Origin of the sequence: Variovorax sp. PBS-H4, from assembly GCF_901827205.1 — a bacterium.
GTDB lineage: Bacteria > Pseudomonadota > Gammaproteobacteria > Burkholderiales > Burkholderiaceae_C > Variovorax.
Window position 1 is genome coordinate 5,482,100 of the sequence record NZ_LR594675.1, and the last position, 18,860, is coordinate 5,500,959.

General features: G+C 66.2%; 16 protein-coding genes. 2 read left to right on the plus strand and 14 right to left on the minus strand.

All coding sequences use genetic code 11. The features are described 5' to 3' along the window. The first annotated feature begins 1 nt into the window (after nt 1). Nucleotides 2–1,093 (plus strand): DmpA family aminopeptidase, encoded by a 1,092-nt coding sequence (locus E5CHR_RS26225; RefSeq protein ID WP_174255748.1) that lies wholly within the window; start codon nt 2–4, stop codon nt 1,091–1,093. Continuing rightward, entirely contained in the window at nt 1,090–1,908 is an 819-nt protein-coding gene (locus tag E5CHR_RS26230; protein ID WP_162582586.1) for a M55 family metallopeptidase, read from the plus strand. The genes E5CHR_RS26225 and E5CHR_RS26230 overlap by 4 nt, the downstream gene beginning before the upstream one ends. 66 nt (nt 1,909–1,974) lie before the next feature. Here the strand turns inward: E5CHR_RS26230 and E5CHR_RS26235 are convergent, their stop codons facing one another. From E5CHR_RS26235 to E5CHR_RS26300, 14 genes are read right to left on the minus strand one after another with little or no spacing between them, the layout of a single operon-like run. After that, nucleotides 1,975–2,439, minus strand: coding sequence for a hypothetical protein (locus E5CHR_RS26235; protein WP_162582588.1), 465 nt, complete (start codon nt 2,437–2,439; stop codon nt 1,975–1,977). A 7-nt stretch (nt 2,440–2,446) separates the two neighbouring features. After that, nucleotides 2,447–2,821: a type II secretion system protein gene (locus E5CHR_RS26240; RefSeq protein ID WP_162582590.1), complete on the minus strand. Its 375-nt coding sequence runs from the start codon at nt 2,819–2,821 to the stop codon at nt 2,447–2,449. Nucleotide 2,822: 1 nt separating this feature from the next. After that, the gene (locus tag E5CHR_RS26245; protein WP_162582592.1) at nt 2,823–3,296 is read right to left on the minus strand and encodes a type II secretion system protein; all 474 of its coding nucleotides are present in this window, start codon (nt 3,294–3,296) and stop codon (nt 2,823–2,825) included. Then, the gene (locus E5CHR_RS26250) at nt 3,293–5,074 is read right to left on the minus strand and encodes a hypothetical protein (RefSeq protein ID WP_162582594.1); all 1,782 of its coding nucleotides are present in this window, start codon (nt 5,072–5,074) and stop codon (nt 3,293–3,295) included. The genes E5CHR_RS26245 and E5CHR_RS26250 overlap by 4 nt, the downstream gene beginning before the upstream one ends. Before the next feature lie 59 nt (nt 5,075–5,133). Further along, on the minus strand, nt 5,134–5,634 hold the full coding sequence (locus tag E5CHR_RS26255) for a hypothetical protein (RefSeq protein ID WP_162582596.1): 501 nt from the start codon (nt 5,632–5,634) through the stop codon (nt 5,134–5,136). Further along, nucleotides 5,631–6,236, minus strand: coding sequence for a GspMb/PilO family protein (locus tag E5CHR_RS26260; protein WP_162582598.1), 606 nt, complete (start codon nt 6,234–6,236; stop codon nt 5,631–5,633). The genes E5CHR_RS26255 and E5CHR_RS26260 overlap by 4 nt, the downstream gene beginning before the upstream one ends. A gap of 8 nt (nt 6,237–6,244) precedes the next feature. After that, entirely contained in the window at nt 6,245–6,766 is a 522-nt protein-coding gene (locus E5CHR_RS26265; protein WP_162582600.1) for a PilN domain-containing protein, read from the minus strand. Then, nucleotides 6,766–7,545, minus strand: coding sequence for a hypothetical protein (locus tag E5CHR_RS26270; protein WP_162582602.1), 780 nt, complete (start codon nt 7,543–7,545; stop codon nt 6,766–6,768). Before E5CHR_RS26270 ends, E5CHR_RS26265 begins: the two co-directional genes overlap by 1 nt. Beyond that, the gene (locus tag E5CHR_RS26275; protein ID WP_162582604.1) at nt 7,526–9,094 is read right to left on the minus strand and encodes a GspE/PulE family protein; all 1,569 of its coding nucleotides are present in this window, start codon (nt 9,092–9,094) and stop codon (nt 7,526–7,528) included. The genes E5CHR_RS26270 and E5CHR_RS26275 overlap by 20 nt, the downstream gene beginning before the upstream one ends. Then, nucleotides 9,091–10,293: a type II secretion system F family protein gene (locus E5CHR_RS26280; RefSeq protein WP_162582606.1), complete on the minus strand. Its 1,203-nt coding sequence runs from the start codon at nt 10,291–10,293 to the stop codon at nt 9,091–9,093. Before E5CHR_RS26280 ends, E5CHR_RS26275 begins: the two co-directional genes overlap by 4 nt. A 15-nt stretch (nt 10,294–10,308) precedes the next feature. Beyond that, the gene (gspG, locus tag E5CHR_RS26285; RefSeq protein ID WP_162582608.1) at nt 10,309–10,737 is read right to left on the minus strand and encodes a type II secretion system major pseudopilin GspG; all 429 of its coding nucleotides are present in this window, start codon (nt 10,735–10,737) and stop codon (nt 10,309–10,311) included. 37 nt (nt 10,738–10,774) lie between these two features. Further along, the gene (locus E5CHR_RS26290; protein ID WP_162582609.1) at nt 10,775–12,007 is read right to left on the minus strand and encodes a tetratricopeptide repeat protein; all 1,233 of its coding nucleotides are present in this window, start codon (nt 12,005–12,007) and stop codon (nt 10,775–10,777) included. After that, nucleotides 11,952–12,455: a hypothetical protein gene (locus tag E5CHR_RS26295; protein ID WP_162582611.1), complete on the minus strand. Its 504-nt coding sequence runs from the start codon at nt 12,453–12,455 to the stop codon at nt 11,952–11,954. Before E5CHR_RS26295 ends, E5CHR_RS26290 begins: the two co-directional genes overlap by 56 nt. Before the next feature lie 17 nt (nt 12,456–12,472). Continuing rightward, on the minus strand, nt 12,473–18,823 hold the full coding sequence (locus E5CHR_RS26300; RefSeq protein WP_232062198.1) for an RHS repeat-associated core domain-containing protein: 6,351 nt from the start codon (nt 18,821–18,823) through the stop codon (nt 12,473–12,475). Nucleotides 18,824–18,860 lie beyond the last annotated feature (37 nt).

Below are 18,860 nucleotides of genomic sequence, written 5' to 3' on the forward strand. Positions count from 1 at the left end.
CATGGTGCCTGCCGTTCCGCGCATCGGCGCCCTGCCATCGGGCAAGCGCGACGCCATCACCGATGTGGCCGGCGTCACGGTGGGCCATTGCACGCTCGACGAGGGCGATGTGCAGACCGGGGTGACGGTGGTGTGCCCGCATGCGGACGACCCGTACCTGCGGCGCGTGCCGGCCGGCGTCGCGGTGCTCAACGGCTTCGGCAAGAGCGTGGGGCTGATGCAGGTGGAGGAGCTGGGCGTGCTGGAGACGCCGATTGCGCTGACCAACACCTTCTCGGTCCCGGCCGTGGCCGAGGCGCAGATCCGCGACTGCATCGCTGCGAATCCGGAATGCGGGCGCAGCCTGCCCAGCGTCAATCCGCTGGTCTTCGAGTGCAACGACGGGTTCCTCAACGACATGCAGCGCATGGCCGTGCGCGGGCATCACTACCTGCAGGCGCTGGCCGCGGCGAGCGAGGAGGTGGCGCAGGGCTCGGTCGGCGCGGGGCGCGGCATGTCCAGCTTCGCGCTCAAGGGCGGCATCGGGACGGCCTCGCGCCGCGTGTCGATGCCCGGCGCCGGGCTGCACACCATTGGCGCGCTGGTGCTGGCCAACTACGGCCTGCTGCCGAACCTGGTGATCGCCGGCCGTGCGGTCGGCGCGCGGCTGGCGGCGCAGAGGGCCGGCACGATTCCGGTGGCCGAGCCTGAGAAGGGCTCGATCATCATGCTGGTCGCCACCGACGCGCCGCTCGACGCCCGCCAGCTGCGCCGCCTGGCGCTGCGCGCGGGTGCGGGCCTGGCGCGCACCGGCTCGGTCTTCGGCCACGGCAGCGGCGACATCGCGCTGGCCTTCTCTACCGCCTACACGCTGCCGCAGCGGCGCGAGCAGCCGATGCCCGCCGTCGCGCTGCTGCACGACGCCCTGCTGGACGGCCTGTTCCAGGCCACGGCCGACAGCGTGGAGCAGGCCATCCTGCATGCGCTGTGGCACGCCGAATCCATCGACGGGCGCGACGGCCATGTGCGCCCGGCCCTTACCGAACTGCTGCGCGGCTGGCCTTCCGACGCCTTCGCCCCACCAGACGACCACCCGCACGACTCGCACTCATGAAGATCCTGATTTCCGTCGACATCGAAGGCGTGGCCGGCGTCTTCCATTCGCAGCAGACGCGGGCAGGCAACCCCGAGTACGAGCGTGCGCGCCGCCTCATGACCGATGAGGCGAACGCCGCCATTGCGGGAGCCTTCGACGGCGGCGCCGGCGAGGTGTGGGTGAACGACTCGCACGGCGACTTCCGCAACATGCCGCCGGACCTGCTGGACTCGCGCGCGCAGGTGATCCAGGGCAAGCCGCGCTACCTCAGCATGGTGGCGGGCGTCGAGCTCGGCGTGGATGGCGTCTGCATGATCGCCTACCACTCGCGCGCCGGCGGCGCGGGCATTCTGGCGCACACGATCAACAGCTTCGCCTTTGCCGGCATCGAGATCGGCGGGCAGGCCCTGGGCGAGGCCGGCCTCTACGGCGCGCTGGCGGGCGAGCACGGCGTGCCGGTGTTGATGGCCAGCGGCGACGACGTCTTCATTGCGGAGAACCGCGCGTTGTTCCCGCATGCGACCTTCGTGCAGACCAAGCGCGCCACGGGGCAGACCAGTGGTGTCTCGCTCTCGCCGGCGCGCTCCTGTGCCGCGATCCGCGAAGGCGTGGCGGCGGCCCTGGCCGCGCGCGCGCTGGCACGCCCACTGCTGCTGGCCAAGCCACTGGCCGTCACCCTGCGCGCCCAGACGCCGGCCCTGGCCGACCTGTTCTGCCAGTGGCCGACCTTCGAGCGCAGCGCGCCGACAGAGCTTCGCTTCGCGGCGCCGTCGGTGGAGGCGGCGGTGCGCATGCTCAACTGCTGTTCGGCGATGTCGGCGATGCTGCGCTGAGGGGCATCAGCTCGCGAGGCGCCGGTGCCCTCACCTCTTTCGGAGGTGGAAGCGAGAGGGAGCAAATCAGTCGCTTCCGTCGTAGACGAAGTGCCAGTCGCGATAGCTTCGCACTGCGGCGCCGTTCACGTTCACACCATCGGGACTGCGCAGCCGCAGGGGCGCCTTCGCTGATCGGCTGGCCACGCCCCAGATGCCGCCTTGCGGCGCCATCAACAGCGCAAAGGGCTGCGAAGTCAGCGGATCGGGGTCGAGCCGCCGCAGGTATCGGCGCACCACCTGGTGGCGCGGATCCTTCAGGAGATCGTCCAGCCGGCTCGGGTACTTGCGCTGGCCGTCGGGCGCGCTCATGTAGTAGCTCTTGATCGCCTCGCGGTACAGCGATCCCACATAGGCGAGCTCGGCCTCCTGCTCTCTCTGCACACGCGTTGCATGCACGTCCAGCGCCTTGCCGATGCCCAAGGACAGGAGGAACACCGCGAACAGCAATGACAGGTATCCGATACCGCGCTGATCGCGGGGGCCGGCCATCGCCCGGTCACCAGGACTTGAACGGCGTGCCGTCCGTGGCGTTTCCGGTGGCTCCGCTGTGGATGTCGTGAATCACCTTGCGTCCCCCTTCTTCGTCGCGCAATTGCAGGATCCACGAGTCGCGCCGCTCGGTGACCGGGTCGAGTGGCAGGGCGCGCAGGTAGCGCAGCGTGACGAGGTCGGCGAGCCGCTCGGGGTAGCTGCCCCGGTCGCCGTAGAACTGGTCGAGCGCAATACGCATCGCCTCCAGGTTCTCTCGCAACGCAGCCTCCTTGGCGCGATCGGCCTGGCGCATGTAGCGCGGTGCCACGATCGTGAGCAGGGCCGACACGATGACCATGACGACCAGCAGTTCGATCAGTGTGAACCCCTTGCTTCGCATCTCACCATTCCTTGTATGAACGGCCGTTCAGGCCTGCCCGGGTGCTGGACGAGTAGACGTCGTAGACATCCTCGCCTTCCTTCGGGTGCTCCGCGTCGCTCGCATACGCGCGCTTGCCCCAGGTGGCCTCCGGCGCCAGTGCCGGGTCGGCATTCATGGGATCGCGCGGCACGCGGCGCAGGAAGAAGATCCTGCGGCGGCCGGGGTCCTTGAGATCGTTCGCACCGTCGACCAGCGCCGAGAGCGTGGGCGGATAGCCAGTGGTGGCCGGGGAGCGGTGGATGCGGCCCTCGTCGCCCGCGCGCTTGTACGCATCGATCGCCGTGCGGATCTCGCGCAAGGCGATGCGCAGTTCCTGTTCCTTTGCGCGCCGCACGGCCATCTCGGTCAGCGGGACGACCACCGACGCCAGGATGCCTACCAGCGTCACCGTCACCATCATCTCGATAAGCGTGAATCCCCGGCCGGCCTTCATGGACCCGCCTCCGGCGGAAGAGGCGCCGCGGGCGTGCCGCCGTACTGGCCGCCGGGCGTGAGGCGCATCGGCCGGACCAAGGCGTTGTCGAAGGTGCCAGAAGGGAATTCGAGCACATGGGCCGAGGGCATCGGCATGGCACGGACGATGCGGGGCGTGATCAGCAGCACGATCTCCGACCGGCCCTTCGTGTCGGTCTGGTTGGAAAACACGCGGCCGACGCCCGGTACCTCCCCGAGGCCCGGAATGCCGGCGGAGCTGTGGCCCTGCTCGTCCTTGATCAGGCCTGCCAGCACCTGCGTCTCGCCGTCGCGCAGGCGCAGCACCGTGTTCGCGTTGCGGGTCCCGATCTGGTAGGCGAGCAGGCCGGTGGTCGACCGGATCTCCTTGACCACGCTGCTCACCTCGAGGTCGATGGCGATGGTGACTTCGCTGTTGACGTGGATCTCGGGCGTGACTTCGAGCTTGAGCCCCACGTCGAGGTAGCTGATCGATTCCGTCGAGGCACTCGAGTTCTGGTTGATGGTGGTGGTGATGACGGGCACCTTGTCGCCGATCAGCACCTTGGCTTTCTGCCGGTTGCTGACGCGGATGCGCGGGTTGGCCAGCGTCTTGCTGTCCTCGCCGGTCTGCTTCAGGTTGAGCACCAGCAGCGGGTCGGGAAGAAAGAGCTGGAAGCTGTTGCGGTTCAGGCCCCGGAGTTCATCGACGGTCAACTGGCCCGGCACGCCGGCACTGGCCTTGACCCCGACCGCCAGCCGATCCGGATACTGGATGCCCGCGTTGAGCAGGCCGTTGGCGTTGATCTCGAGGATCTCGACTTCCAGCAGCACCTCGGGGTCGGCCACGTCGTAGGCGGCCACGAGCCGCTCGGTCGCGGCGATGACGTCGAGGTTGTCGCGCACGATCATCATCTTGAACCGGTCGTCCACATACATCGACTTCGGAGCGATCATCGTCTTGACCAACTCCTGCATCTTGCGCGGGTCGGCGTTCTTCAGGTGGAAGGTCCGGATCACCAGCTCCTCATAGTGCCTTCGCTTCTCCTCGTTGTCCGTGTAGATCAGCAGCGTCGAGTCGTTCAGCACCTTGCGCGCGAGCTGGTTGGTTCGCAGCACCAGGTTGAGCGCATCGGCCACCGAGGTGTTCTTCGCGAAGATGGTGGTCCTGATGTCATTCTTGACGTCCTTGTCGAGGATGAAGTTGACGTTCGACGTGCGGGAGAGAATTTCCAGCACGGTCGGAAGAGCCACATCGCGAAGCTCCAGGGTCACCGGCTTTCTCAGTGCGTCGGAGAGGACGGGGTCGGCCGCCAGGCCCCGGTTCCTTTGCAGCTCGATGCCCTGCTGGAGCCGCTGCGCTTCCGGATGGCCCGGGTTGGCGGAGAGCACGGCGTGGAGCGCATCGAGTGCGCCGTCGGTGTCGCCGTCCTTCAAGGCAGCAATCGCCTTCGCGAGCTGCTCGGCTTCACGCGCTCCACGCACCAGTGCGTCGATGCCGGAGAGCGCGAGTTCGTTCTGCGGATCGATCCGGAGCATGGCGCGGTAGACCTCTTCGGCCTCCGCCGATTTGCCGCGGGACGCGAGCTGCCGGGCGTTCGACAGCAGTTCCCGCAAGGCGCCGTCGCGGACCTGCAGATAGCGCAGCCGGTGCTGCGCCGGGTCCTGCTTGGCCAGGCCCGCGAGCATGGCCAACGCGGCATCGGTCTGCCCCTGCGCCAGCAGCCTGTCTGCGCGCTGTACGTCCCAATAGGTGGCGCAGCCGGAAAGCAGCGCCATCGACAAGAGGCATGCAGCGGCGCGCGGCCCCGTTGCCCACGGGGTCTTCCTGATCAGGTTCATTGCAAGGCGATGGTGCGAAGTTCGTTCAAGGGCAGATAGCGCAGCACGAGCTGGGTCGGGTCGGCTTTCTCGACCGTCCATTGCGCATCGACGGCCTCGCCGACCTCCACCACGCGCGGGTCTGCGCCGAGGCCGAGGAAGACCTGGCTGCGGCCGCCCTGCTCGATGCGGCCGAGGTAGGTGAAGGGCGGGTCCGGGGCCACCGGCTTCGGCGGCGGCTCGACGGGCGGCGGCGGTGCAAGCGGGGGCGGCGCGGGCGGCGGTGACGGGGGCGGCGGCGGCTCCGGGGGCTCCGGCAAGGCGGCGGCCGTGCGAAGCCAGGGCTCCGCTTCGCGTGCACGTGCGCGGGGTCCGGCGCCAGGCTGCGAGCGCGCCATGTCGTCGGCGGCCGAGGACCAGGGCTCCACCGCCTCGGGCTTGAGCAATGCCAGCACGGTCAGCACAGCCGTGGCAAGCAATCCCGCCTGCAGTCCCCTGCCGAGGGAGGCGTGTCTCATCGGCCGTCTCCTGGAGGGGAGTCGCGGTAGTACAGGCTGGCGTCGAGCCGGATGTTCAGCCGGTCCGGCTGATCGGGCAATCTCTCCATCGAGATCCGTTCTATGGCGAGATTGGGCATGGCGGCGAGCAGGTCGTGCAGGAGCCTCCGAAACGGTTTGGCACCGGCCTGCATCGTCAGCCGGACCGACCGGTGGCTTCCCGGCAGATGCTCGAACCGATGACTGCCGTAGTCGACGCGTGACAGCTCGACGCCGGCCTGTCCGACCAGCGCATGCAAGCTCTGGAGCTGCTGCGGCCACAGTTCCATCGGCGGCAGGAAAGCGACAAAGCCGCGCACGACATCCGCGTCGCCGCGCGGCGCGGGCTCGGCCCCGGCGCCGGACCCCGGATGCGCAGCCGACGCCGACGCCGACGCGGATGCGGATGCGGATGCGGACTGCAGCGCGCGAAGTTCCTGCCGCAGCGGCCGATTGACGAACCCGGCGAGCCCGAGCCAGAAGCACAGTGCGGCCAGCGCCAGCAGCATCGGCCAGCCCAGCGACGCCCACGCGAGGCGGGTGGCCCAGGCCGCGCGTCTCGCCGCGGCGGTGATGCGAGGCACGAGCGCCCTCACGGTTGCCGCCATTCCAGGGAAAGCTGGAACTGCACGGGCTTGCCGGCGGGCGCGGAACCTTCCGCCTGCCGCGCTTCGGACAGCGGCTCCACGGAACGCCAGGACGCGTCGGACTGCAGGCGCTGCATCCATGCGACGAAGGCCTGGCTGTTGTCGGCCTCGCCGGTGATGTGCAGCCGGAGTCCCTCCGATTCGGGCTGGACCCGCATCACCCGCACGTCATCGGTGACCGTCGATTGCAGGGCATCGAGCATGAGCTCCCAAGGGCGATGCAGGCTGGCGATCAGCCGATCCGCCTCGCCCGAGGCCTCCGGCCGAAGGGCTTCGCCCGCACCCGATCGCTCCTGGGACAAGGGCGGCCGCAGCGCCTCGACTTGCGTCACCGCCGCCATGCGCTTCGCCAGCAAGGTGTGGCGTTGCCACAGGCCGTGGGCGCCGCCGAGCAAGCCCAGCACAAGCAGCAGCGCCGTCAGCGGCGACCACGGCGAACGAGGCGCGAACTCGAGGCGCATCGGCATCAGAACACCCCGCACAGGGCGAAGGCGTAGGCCGCATCGGCGGTGGCGTCGAATCCCTCGCCATCGTTCAACATCAACCCGTGCGCCGGGGACGCGGCACCGCCCGCGGGCACCCACGACGAGAAACACCGGCGCACCCCGGGCTCGCATGGCGCAGCCAGCATGGGAGGGTCGCGCTGATCGTCGAAGGGGCGCAGCGCGATGTCCAAGGGACGCCCGCGCTCGTGCCGCACCGCGATCTGGCGGTCGCCGTCCACCAGGTGCACGACGCCGCGCTCCCGGCCCAGCACGGTGCCGAAGCGGCCCCAGACCGTCGCCAGCGCCGGCGCGATGCTGCCCAGCCGAAGCCGCGCCTCACCGGCATGCGCGGCGAGGTCCGCGACAAGCGCGTGAGCGACGAAGGCCGCGAGCTGCGGAGCGCCGAACCGGGCCTTGGCAAAGCGCACCGCATGGGCCGCCGCGTCCTCCCGAAAACGCTGCTCGAACAGCGCGGACGCCACGCCGTCGCGCAGCGACTCGTCGGCGAGCTCGTGCGACCAGGGGACCAGCAGGTAGCGCACGTCCGCAGGGCCCAGCACCCATTCGATGGACGCCGCGCCGCCCGGCGCCACCCATTCGCGCAGCGCCTGCAGGGCCGGCGCGCGCTCTCCCGGCGAGAACGGAAGGAGCGCCTTGCGCGCCACCACGCACCGGCGCGCGTGCCCCCGCACTTCGCACGCGGCCAGCAGCCGGGCGCCCAGATGCACGCGGAACTGGACCCTATTCGACAAAGGTGACACGATTGATTTCCTGCAGCGTGGTCTGCCCACGCCGGACTGCATCAAGCGCCGCGCGGCGCATCGACACCATGCCCCGGCTGCGTGCCGAGGCCTTCAGTTGAGCGATCGGCGCCTGCTGGACGACGAGTTCCCGCAAGTCGTCGTCCAGCACCAGCACTTCGGTCAACGCGCGGCGGCCGCGATAGCCGGTGCCGCGGCAATGCGCACAGCCCTGCCCTTGCCGCTGCCGCCCTCCTTCCGCAAGCTCCGAGCGCTGGATGCCCGAGGCGCGCAACAAGGCCTCGCCAGGCTCGACGTCCTCGGCGCACCGGGGACAATTCATGCGCACCAGCCGCTGCGCCACCACCCCATTGAGCGCCGTGACGAAGCTGTAGGCGTCGACGCCCATGTGCCTGAACCGGCTGATGACGTCGAAGACGTTGTTGGCATGGACCGTCGTGAACACCAGATGGCCCGTCAGTGCCGCCTGCACGGCGATCTCCGCGGTCTCGCGGTCACGGATCTCGCCGACCAGGATGCGGTCGGGGTCGTGGCGAAGGATCGAACGCAGCCCCCTGGCGAAGGTGAGGCCCTTGCGCTCGTTGACGGGGATCTGCAGAACGCCGGGGAGCTGGTACTCCACCGGGTCCTCGATCGTGATGATCTTGTCCTCACCCCGGTTGATCTCGCTCAGCGTCGCATACAGAGTGGTCGTCTTGCCGGAGCCGGTCGGACCGGTGACGAGCAGCATCCCGTACGGCTGGCTCGCCAGTTGCCGGATCGTCTGCTGCGTCGCGCCCTCGATGCCCAGCAGATCGAGGCTGAGCTGCGACAGTTCGGCCGTCAGTGATTGCCTGTCGAGAATGCGGAGCACCGCGTCCTCGCCGAAGAGCCCCGGCATCACCGACACGCGGAAGTCGATCTCGCGGCCGCCGATATGGACCGCGAAGCGCCCGTCCTGCGGGATCCGCTTCTCGCCGATGTCCAGCTCCGCCATCACCTTCAGGCGCGAGATCGCCTGCTCCGTCAACGCCAGGTCGGGCAGTTGGCGTGCGAGCGACAGCACGCCGTCGATGCGGTACTTGATGACCAGGCCCTGCGGCGTGTTCTCGAAGTGGATGTCGCTGGCGGCGCTCTTGTGTGCGTCGTAGAGCGTGGAGTTGACCAGGCGCACGACCTGGCTTTCGTCCCGGGCGATCGAGCGCGGGGAGATCTCTTCGCTGTCGGCCTGCAGCGCGGTGCCGGCCTGCTCCAGCCGAACCAGGTGGTGGAGCGCCTGCTGATGCGCCTCCAGCCGCGACAGCAGCGCCTTCAGGTCGGCCGGATGGGTGCGCACGATCACGAAGCAGCCGGGAATCCGGTGGCTCGCCCACGTGCAGAGAAGCTCGTCGAGCGGCTCGCTGCTGACGAAGTAGCGGGTGCCATCCTCGTCCGCGAGCAGCACGCATTCGCGCTCCAGGCATTCGCCAAAGCTCAGCGACGCAAAATCGGGGGCCAGCGGCGCCAGCTCCGCGAAGCTCATCATCCGGGGCGCCGCATCATCGACATCGAAGCGTGCGTCCTCGCTCATTGCAGCGCTCCCGCGAGCTCGAAGATCGGCAGGTACAGCAGGATCACGATGCCGCCGATCGCCAGGCCGATGGCCAGCATCAACGCGGGCTCGAAGAGGCGCGTGAAGCGGTCGATCCAGTGGTTCATCTCCGTGTCGTGGAAGGCTGCGGCTTTCTCCAGCATCTCGGCCGTCTGGCCGTTGCGCTCCCCGGCGCGCAGCAGGCGCAAGGCCACCGGCGTGGTCAGCGCGCAGGCCTGAAGGCTGTCGCTGAGGCTGCGCCCTTGCGACACTTCGAGCGCGGCCGAGCCCGCGGCGGCCTGCAAAGGCAGCGGCAGCAGCCCCTGCGCCATGGGCAAGGCCTTGGTCAAGGGAATGCCGCCGCCGAGCAGCAGGCCCAGCGAGCGATAGAAGCGCGAGAGCTGCATCAAACGCACCTTGGCGCCGATCCAGGGGTTGTCCTGCAGAGCCGCCCCGAGCCGGGCGCGCACGGCGGGGCGGCTTGCCAGCAAGGCGATCGCGGCGAGCCCCGCCCCGGCCGCGACGAGTAGAGCCAGCCCGTTCGCGCTCGCGAACGCGCCCCAATGCATGAGCCATCGCGACGCCAGCGGCAGCTTGTCTTCCATGCCTTCGTAGACACGGCTGAAGCGCGGCACGAGGAAGCACAGCAGGAAGGTGGCGACCGCGCCCCCCACGATGCAGAGCATGGCCGGGTACAGCGAGGCACTGATGATCTTCTGGCGAGCCGCGCCCAGCTGCGCGTGGTAGCGCAGATAGCGCTCCAGGGCCGGCACCATCTCGCCGGTGTGCTCGCTGGCCGCGATCGAGGCGATGAACAGCTCCGGGAAATGCGCGGGGAAGCGCCGCAGTGCGGCGGAGAAGGCCTGCCCCTCCTGCATGCTGCGCACCAAGTCGCCGAGCACGCTGCCACCCCGTCCGTCGTGCGGCTGCCGCTCGGCCAGGGTTTCCAGCGTCTCGATCAGCGACAGGCCCGCGCCGAGCAGCGCCACCAGCTCATGCGCAAAGAGCGAGAGATCGAAGCCGCTGCTGCGTGACATCGATCGAGGCCGCTTGGCGAAGCCGCCGCTCGCCACGTCGATCACGTGCTGCAGCCCGGTCTGGCGCGCGATCCGTTCGGCCTCCGCGGACGTGCTCGCGCTCACACGACGCAGCTGCAGCTCACCCTCGGCGCTCAGGCCGCGAACCTTGTAAATCGTCATCGGGGTCGGGTGCTGTCAGTGCGCGATGTCCGCGTTGTCGCCGCTGCCGCCGGGCGACTTGTCCGGCCCGAACGAATACAGCTCGAAATCGTCGGCCTGCCGGCTGCTGGGGAACTTGTACTGGTACGGCATGCCCCAGGGGTCCAGCGGCACCTCCTTGCGCAGGTAGGGGCCTTGCCAGCGTGAGTCTCCGGGCGCTGCGCGCATCAGCACGGCCAGGCCTTCCTGGCTGGAGGGATAGCGGCCGACGTCGAGCCGGTATTGATCGAGCGCCTTGCCGAGGACATCGATCTGCGCCTTGGCTGTTGTGATTTCGGACTTGCTGACGTTGCCGAAGAGGCGCGGGCCGACGATGCCGGCGAGGAGGCCGACGATGACGAGGACGACGAGGAGTTCGAGGAGGGTGAAGCCCTTGCTGCTAGAACCAGGATGAAGAGATTTCATCTTGTATACCAACGGGAGCGCATTTAGAAAGGCGAAATCACCAGGACTCGAGTTCGGCGCGGCGAGTCCATTGTTCAGCCTGCTTCGGGTCGCGGGGTATGCCTTGCCCGTTGCTATACATCCCCGCCAAATACCATTGCGCTGCCGCATTCCCTTGCAGCGCGGCTGATCGCAACCACTTGGCCGCTTGCTCCAGATTCTTGTCGATGCCTCTTCCTTGGGCGTATGCAGCTGCGACATTGACCTGGGCGACGCTGTCTCCCTGTTGCGCTGCAAGAAGCTGCCATTGGAAAGCCTTGGATTCGTTGCGTGGAACGCCCATTCCATCCTTGAGAAGCTGAGCAAGATTCACTTGCGCTCTGACATGCCCTTGCTCGGCAGCCCTGGCATACCACTCGGCCGCAATCGCGTAGTTAGGCATCGCAGCCCAACCCTTATGAGGCATTACATGCATTAGCCCAATGCGATATTGAGCCTCGGCAGAGCCAAGATCCGCCGCGCGGCGATGCCATTGCATGGCGGAACCGGGGCTTTTGGGAACTTCTGGGGCACCAAATTCGTAGAGCATCCCAAGCGCCAGCATTGCATCTGAAAGGCCCTGGGTCGCCGCGACTTCGTAGAGCTTGATGGCGTGCCTGGCATCTTGTTGCACCCCTTGGCCGTCTTGGAGCATGCGTCCTAGCGCAAGCTCGGCCCACGGGTTTCCTGCTTGTACGGCGCGCTCGTACCAAATTGCTGCTTTTCCGGCGTCCCGTTCGACTCCATTTCCAGCCATCAGCATTCCCGCCAACACGTATTGCGCACCGGAGATCCCTTGGTTCGCCGCAAGAGAAATCCATTTGAGAGCTTCTTGACGATCCAAGTCGACGCCGGACGCCTTCAAATACAACAACCCCACTCGATACTGTGCACTGGCATGGCCTTGCTCCGCGGCTTGCCGGTACCACTTCGCTGCTTGCGAATTGTCCGTCTTTCCACAAAATCCGAAGTCGTGGGCTACTCCCAATCGATATTGAGCTTCAGCGTCGTTGGTTGATGTAGTTGAGTCGAGGGTTGGCTGATGATTGAGGCATTGAATTTCGATTGCATTAGCCGAAAAAGGCGCGATTAGCAATAGAGTCAAAAGATTCAACGCATTAAATGTATAAGAAAAATTACTCATGGCCTTGTATTTTATTGACTGCATTTGCACCAAAAGATCCACAATTACATCTTCAGGAGGCGATTTCACAAAGAGAATTAACTCTGGAAATGCGATGCTTAACAGCAATCAGAATTGCAACTTTTTTAGGAATCGATTGAGTTGCAAGTCCAAAAAAATAGACATTTAATGTTTGAGTTTCCGAAAAATAAAAAACATTGAATTTTAAATTCTCGAAAGATTTCGATTCTTCACTGTAGAGCGCCGCAGCCCGCACCAAATAGTACTGATTCGCTTCTTTTTCATCGATCGAAGGCGCCAGGTCTTTCGCCATTTCACGTGAAATTTGTAAAAAATTAACCTTATTTAAAAGTTCCTGCATCGCAGGCTGAGATTCCTGCGGTACAAGATGGACATTGTCGGACCGAATTTCAACGTACGGCCCTTTGCTTCCAATCGCAATTCGATCTGAGTTCAAAGTACACCACATTTCCTCCTTCATCTCTGAAGAAGCATGCTCAAACTCACCGCACCCAAAAAGAAGAATGCAAATTGCAGTCAAGTATAGGTTTTTCATGAATTGAAGATTGCAAATTATTTGAGTCCCGATCCGGTGGATTCGGACGAACTCAAGGATCCGGCAGGTGCAGGATAGCTACCATTTCCAGCATTGAAGCCTATTGAATTCAAAAAGATAACGTTACTCACATCAATCGCTTCGGGACGTCCATTAGGCTCGGCCATTATGTTGCCCCCATATTGCGGAAGCGGTCTTGTTCCGCCACTTGATTCTGCGTAAGTATCTGGCAACCCCATGGTATGCCCCGCCTCGTGACCAGCGGTCCATGTGCGATAGGCATTTGTGACCGGGTCACCATTAAGGGGTGCAAGCCTTATATAGCTTCCTCCGACAGCGTTTGCGAACGGCCGGCCCGCAGCCCCAACATCTGCAATTTCAATGACGTTGTATTTGTCTCGAGCTGTATCTGGGGTTGGAGTGGTGACATTCAGTGTCGTGACGTAATGACCGAAGTTTCCAGTCCATGCTGAAGCAATGGCTCGCGTATAGGCAGCAATAGTTGCCGGAGTTGCGGCTGCCCCGATGAAAACAGCGGGATATGTGAACGAGACATTGTTCCCAGAAGTTGCTACTTCTACGTATCTACCACTTGGATCAATTCTATTTGGCGCGTTACTCCCCACATACGCATACAGGTTCACATCGTCCTTGTAGCCAATCGGGTCCGTCTGCAGGAACCTCCCCAGGCTCGGCGAGTAGAACCGGGCCTTGTAGTAGTACAGCCCCAGATCGCCGATGAGCTGCTGGCCGGTGTAACGGAACCTCGGCCCTGTCGTCGTGTTCGGCTCGCCATAGGGTCCATAGCTGTAGATGCCCGTGGAGGCCCCGGTTGCATTGGCCGTGGCCACGATGCTGCCCAGGTGGTCCGCATAGAACCAGTTCTTCGCCGTGGTGCCCGAGCCTTCGTACCAGACGATCGGCTCATCGGTGCCCGGTCCATGCACATAGCGTCTTTGCAGCGTGGTCCCCGCCGCGTCGTACTCGGCAACCAGGTTCGTGGCGTCGTACAGCAGGTTCGTCGTGTTGGCCCCAATCACCGTCTGCCTGAGCCTCCCCTCGGCGTCATAGCTCAAGCTCGCTGCAGTCCCGGTCTTGCTCGCCGTCTTCAACCGGTTGTCCAGGTCGTAGCCGTAGCTCCAGGTGCCGTCTCCGGTGAGGTTACCGTTGGCGTCGTAGCTTTGCGCTGCGCCTGCAGCGGCGGTGTACTGGTTCAGCCCGTTGCTGGTGTAGCTCTTCGTGCCCGGTGTGGCCCCGCTCCACTGGTACAGGTTGTTGGTCCAGGCAACGCTCTTGAGTTCTCTGAGCTGGTTGCGCGTATACGCGTACTGCACCTCCTGGGACGGTGAGGCCAGGAAGTTCTTCAGCGTGGCCAAGGCGCCCTGGTTGTCATGGGCACGCTGCACGGTGGTGCCGTTGCCCAGCGTCACGGTGGTTCGCCGGCCCAGGTCGTCGTAGGCGTAGCTGGCGAGGTTGACGCTGCCGTTCTCCTGGATGACGCTCGGCCGGTTGAGGGCGTCGTAGCTGGTGCTCGTGTAGAACGCGTCGGGCCAGGTGCTGCGGATTCGGTTGCCTGCGGCGTCGTACTGGTGGCTAAGAGTTTTGCCGCCTGCGGTGGTGCTCGTGAGCCGCCCCGCGTTGTCCCAGGCGTAGCTGATGGCATGGCTGCCATTGGCGAACTGGGCGGCAGTTCTCAAGCCACGAAGGTCGTAGCCAAACTGGACGTTGTCCGCCGTGTTCGGATAGGACCGGGCGGTCAGGCGGTTGAGGTTGTCCCAGCCCTGGGTGATGGTCTGGCCATTGCGCCTGCGCAGGCTCGTGACGTTGCCGTTGGCGTCGTACGCGTTCTCCTCGTAGTCGTTCGCATTGGCATAGAGCGGCTGGTTAGGCAGCGGGTAGTAGGTGCGCGCCAGGCGATCGAAGCCGTCGTAGGTGTGGACGGTGAGGTTGTTCTTGGCGTCCTTGACCGAATCGACATTGCCGTTGGGCGTGTAGGTGTAGCTGACGTAGGCCTGGGCCAGGCTGGTGCCGACGGCCTTGTTGACGGCCCGCACGCTGTCGTCGAGGTTGTAGACGGTCTCGGTGACGCGGTTGCCGCCGTCGACTGCGGGGAGGTATTGCGTGGCCCGGAAGGGCCGATCCAGGTCGTCGTAGGCGGTGTCGGTGATGGGCGTTGGAGCCGCCTCGGCGGGACAGCTGGTGGCCGCGGCGGTGACGCCCGGGCCCCAGGCCCGGGTGAGCTTGCCGGTCTCGCTGTAGCGGCTGCAGCTCACGAGCCATTGGGCGCCCTGCTGCGCTGCGCTCTGGACCGCACGGCCATCCGCGTCATAGGCCGTGCGCGTCTGCTTGCCCATCGCATCGGTGACCTGCGTGGGCCGGCGCTCAGTGTCGTAGGTGGTGGCGATGGTGTCAGCGACATCGGTGCGCGGGCCATCGACGCCGGTGAGGTTGCCGACGGCGTCGTAGGTGAAGGTGCTCGTCAGGTTGAGCTTGCCGGCGCCACTGTCGACCGTGCTGGTCTGCGGCACGTACTTGTTGGCGGCGTTGTACGCGGTGGCGGTCAGCACCGTGCTGCTGGAATTGGTCTTGACGGTCTTCGAGCTCGGCAGGTAGAAGGTCGTGAAGCCGCTGGGCGTGAAGGCGCTGTAGGCGTAGGTGGTCTGCGGCGGCGCACCGGCAGCATCGGCCGGCGCGGTGATGGTCAGCGGTAGACCCAGCATGTAGCTGTAGCTGGTGGTCTTGCCTCGGGCATCGGTGGCGCTGGCCACCTGGTTGAAGGCGCTCTCGTAAGTGAAGCTCTGCACGCGGTTGGCCAAGCCGCTGCCGGGCTTGGCGATGCTGGTGAGGGTCTTGACGTTGTGCGTGCAGCGCTTGGCGGGGGCCACGGCGCAGGGGGCGTCGTCGTAGGCGTACTCGGTGGCGTTGCCCTCGGGGAATTGCTTGCGGATGAGGCGCGACTGGCCGTCGTAGGTGTTGGTGGTCCAGTTGCCCGCGGGCGTGCTGGACTGGACGGTGTTGCCCTGGGCGTCGATGTAGTTGGTGCGCGCAGTGCCGCCCGGGCCGACCTCCTCGGTGCGCGAGCCGGCGAAGAAGTATTCGTAGGTCTTGCCGCGCGCGTTGGTCTGGGTCTTGACGCGGCCCAGGCTGTCGTAGACGTTGGTGGCGGCCGCCACCGTGGGGAAGCTCGGGTAGTACAGGCTCGTCATCTGGCCGGGCAGGCCGTAGGCGAAGGTGGTGGCCTGGCTCAGGGTGTTGGTGAAGGTCTTGAGGTTCGCGTTGGTGTCGTAGCCGTAGCTGACGGAGCGCGTTCCGTCGCTCACCTGGGTGATGCGCCCGCTGGCGTTGGTGAAGCTGAGGGTGCGGCCCAGGCTGTTCTGCACCTGGGTGAGGTCGCTGCCCGAGTAGGTGAACCTGGCCTGGATGCCGCTGGGCTCGGTGTAGGTTTCGGCCTTGCCGGCGGTGTTGAACTTGAGGACGGCGCGGTTGAGGGCCTCATAGCTGTAGGTGTTGTCCGCGGCGTTCCTGCTGAGCTTGATGGGCTTGCCCGGCGGCGGGTTGTAGCTGCCGTCGGGCAGCTTGACGAAGACTTCGCCGTTGAGGCCCTGGGTGACGACGACGGTGTTGTCGATGAGCTGGTCGCCGAACCAGCGCTGGCCGAGCGTGGCGGTGACGAGCTTGGCGAGCGGGCGCGCCGGGTCCATCAGGAGGTCGAAGGAGGCCTTGTGCTCGACGAGGGTGCCCACGGCATCCAGGGCAGAGTCCTCGCCCATGGCCTGGAAGCCATCGGAGTTGACGGCCGCGGTGGCGTTGAAGTTGTGGGTCCAGCCCTTGCCCAACGGGCCGTTCTGGTTGCGCAGGCCGGAGCTGTACAGGCGCTGGAAGCCCAGGCTCTGGGGGAAGCTGCCGATGCCGACGTTGAGGTCCTCGTGGTTGTAGAGGAAGTGGCCCTGCACCATGTCGATGGGGTCGCCGTAGGCGGAGCCGGAGTAGTTCTCGACGGTGGGCGGCGAAGGCATGGCAGCACCGACGATGGTGTTGGCGAAGACGGCGGCCTGCGGCTGGGTGCCGTAACCACCGGACAGCCCATCGCTGATGACGGCGCCCAGGTACAACCCGGAGCCAACGGTGAAGTAGCCGGCCCCCGCCCAGCTGTTCTCGGCGATGTCGCAGCGCGCGGGCAGGATCAGGCGCAGGCCGGAGGCGAGGTAGCTGCTGAAGTTGCCGAGGTGCGCGCCGCAGTTGACCAGGTTGGGTTGAACGGCGCTGGCGTAGTTGGCGGAGGTGGCGTTGTAGATGCGCTGGCCACTGGCAGAAGCGAGGTCGATGAGCTTGACGGTGGAGACGGCCGGCACGCCGGTGGTCTGCTGCACGGCGGTGGACTCCAGGATGCTCAGGTGCATGGCCCAGTTGGCGAAGGCGGCACTCTCCTTGTCGAGGTTGCCCGCGAGGTTGGCCACGGCCAGGACGTTGCTGGGGAGGTCGACGTAGGCGCTGCCGGTGTAGCCGACGATGCCGACCTGGTGCTGGTGCAAGAGGATGGTGTCGGCGATGCGCTCGGTGAGGGTGCCGGCATGGGTGTTCTGGGCGATCCACTGGGCGCCGATGACGCCCAGGGTGCTGCCCAGCAAGGGTTCGGAGGCGTCGGCGGCGCCGGAGGCCTTGAGGTCGCTGAGCGTCCTGCGGTAGTTCTCGGCGGGGCCTCGGCCGGCGGGGCCCCAGCCGTTGGCGATGAGGAAGGTGTTGGTGCCGCCGCCTCTGATCCCCTGGGTGAAGCTGTGGTTGGCCCAGGTGGAGACGTAGGCGTTGTGGGTGACGGTGAAGGTGATGGGGGCGGAGGTGCCGGGGGTGACTGCCGTGCCCGGTGCACCGACGGCGACGCCGTCGAGCTTGAGGACGGGCTGGTTGGCGCCGTTGTAGGTGATGCTCAGGCGTTTGCCGTAGATGGCGTCGGAGGTGTAGGTCTGGTCGATGCCCTGGTACTGCACGCGCAGGGTGGGCTTCATGTAGCCGGGGAGCTCGGCGAGCTCCTCGCTGCCCCAGGCGGTGTTCTGGTAGGGCAGCGCGGTCTGGCGCAAGGCGCCGTAGAAGGGGGTGATGGCCTTGCCGCCGAGGACGTCGTCCAGGGTGGCGGCGGGTTTGTTGGCGCGCAGGTAGCCGGCCAGCTGGGTGGCGTAGGTGGCGAGGTTGTTGCGGATGTTGGTGCGGTTGAGGTTCTGGACGTAGTCGGCCGCGACGGTGGCGCCGCTCTGGGCAGATGACAGGTAGTTGGCGGCGTCGTAGCCGGTGGTGGCGGCGCTGGCGAGGTCGATGCCGCTCTTGAAGGTGTGGGGCTTGTAGCTGGGGTCGAAGACGTACCAGCTGCCGTTGATCCTGGTCTTGACCCAGACGTGCTCGATGGAGACGTCGGTCAATGCGGCCACGGTGCCGGGGCAGGTGCCGGCGGTGGTGGCGTTGATCTCGTAGACGGGGATCTGGGCCTGGCCGAGCAGCGAGAGGACACCGCAGGCGTTGGCGGTGTTGACGCCCCACCACTCGGCGAGCTGGGCGGCGCTGAGCTTGGCGATGCCGCGCACGTAGTTGGCCTCCAGGCCGGAGGCGCGCAGGAGCTCGACCATCAAGGTGGCCTGGTCGTGGGCGGTGGCCTGGTTGTCGAGGACTGCGCCGAGGGCGCCCTTCTGGAGGCCGAAGGTGGGGTAGTACTCGATGTTGTTGCGGATGTACTGGTAGATGAGGTCGGGGTGGTTGCGCAGGGACCGCGCGAGCTCGGCGATGGAGGCGGGGCCGGAGGCGGCGGCGTCGCCGGCGATCTTGGTGAAGGAGGTGGAGGTGGAGGTGGAGGCGGAGGTCGACGTCGACGTCTTGGCGCTCTTGATCGCGGGCGCCGCGGTGACGCCCTGATTGACGTTGGCCGGAAGGACTCGGGTCTTCAGGATGCTTTGCGCGTCGGCGAAGCGGACCGGAGGCATGTTGGCGCGAAGGACGCCAGGGGCGGGAGCGAATTGACCGGGGGTGCCGGGGGTGCTGCGGGTGCCGGTAGCGCCTGCCCCGCGGGCCGAGACGTTGGCCTCCTTGGCACCGTCCTTGACGGCCTCACGCCGCACCGGGTCCTTGGTGCTGGGCAGGTCGATTGCCTGGTAGCGCAGCGCGGGCTGGCCACTGGTGAAGCTCAACGCACCGCCAGAGCCCGACGTGGCGCTGAGGGACGAACGCTGGCTGCTGTTGGCCTTGGCGGCGGAAACGCCGAGGGCGATGGATGGAGGTGCAACCTTGCGTGCAACGCCGCTCTGGATCTGTGCGGCAGCAATGCCGCCTGCAAGCGACGTGGCAACGGCCACGGCAACGGCGCACGCGCGCGCTAGCTTGGACATGGGAACTCCCTGAGTTTTTTATTGGAGAACTGGCTGC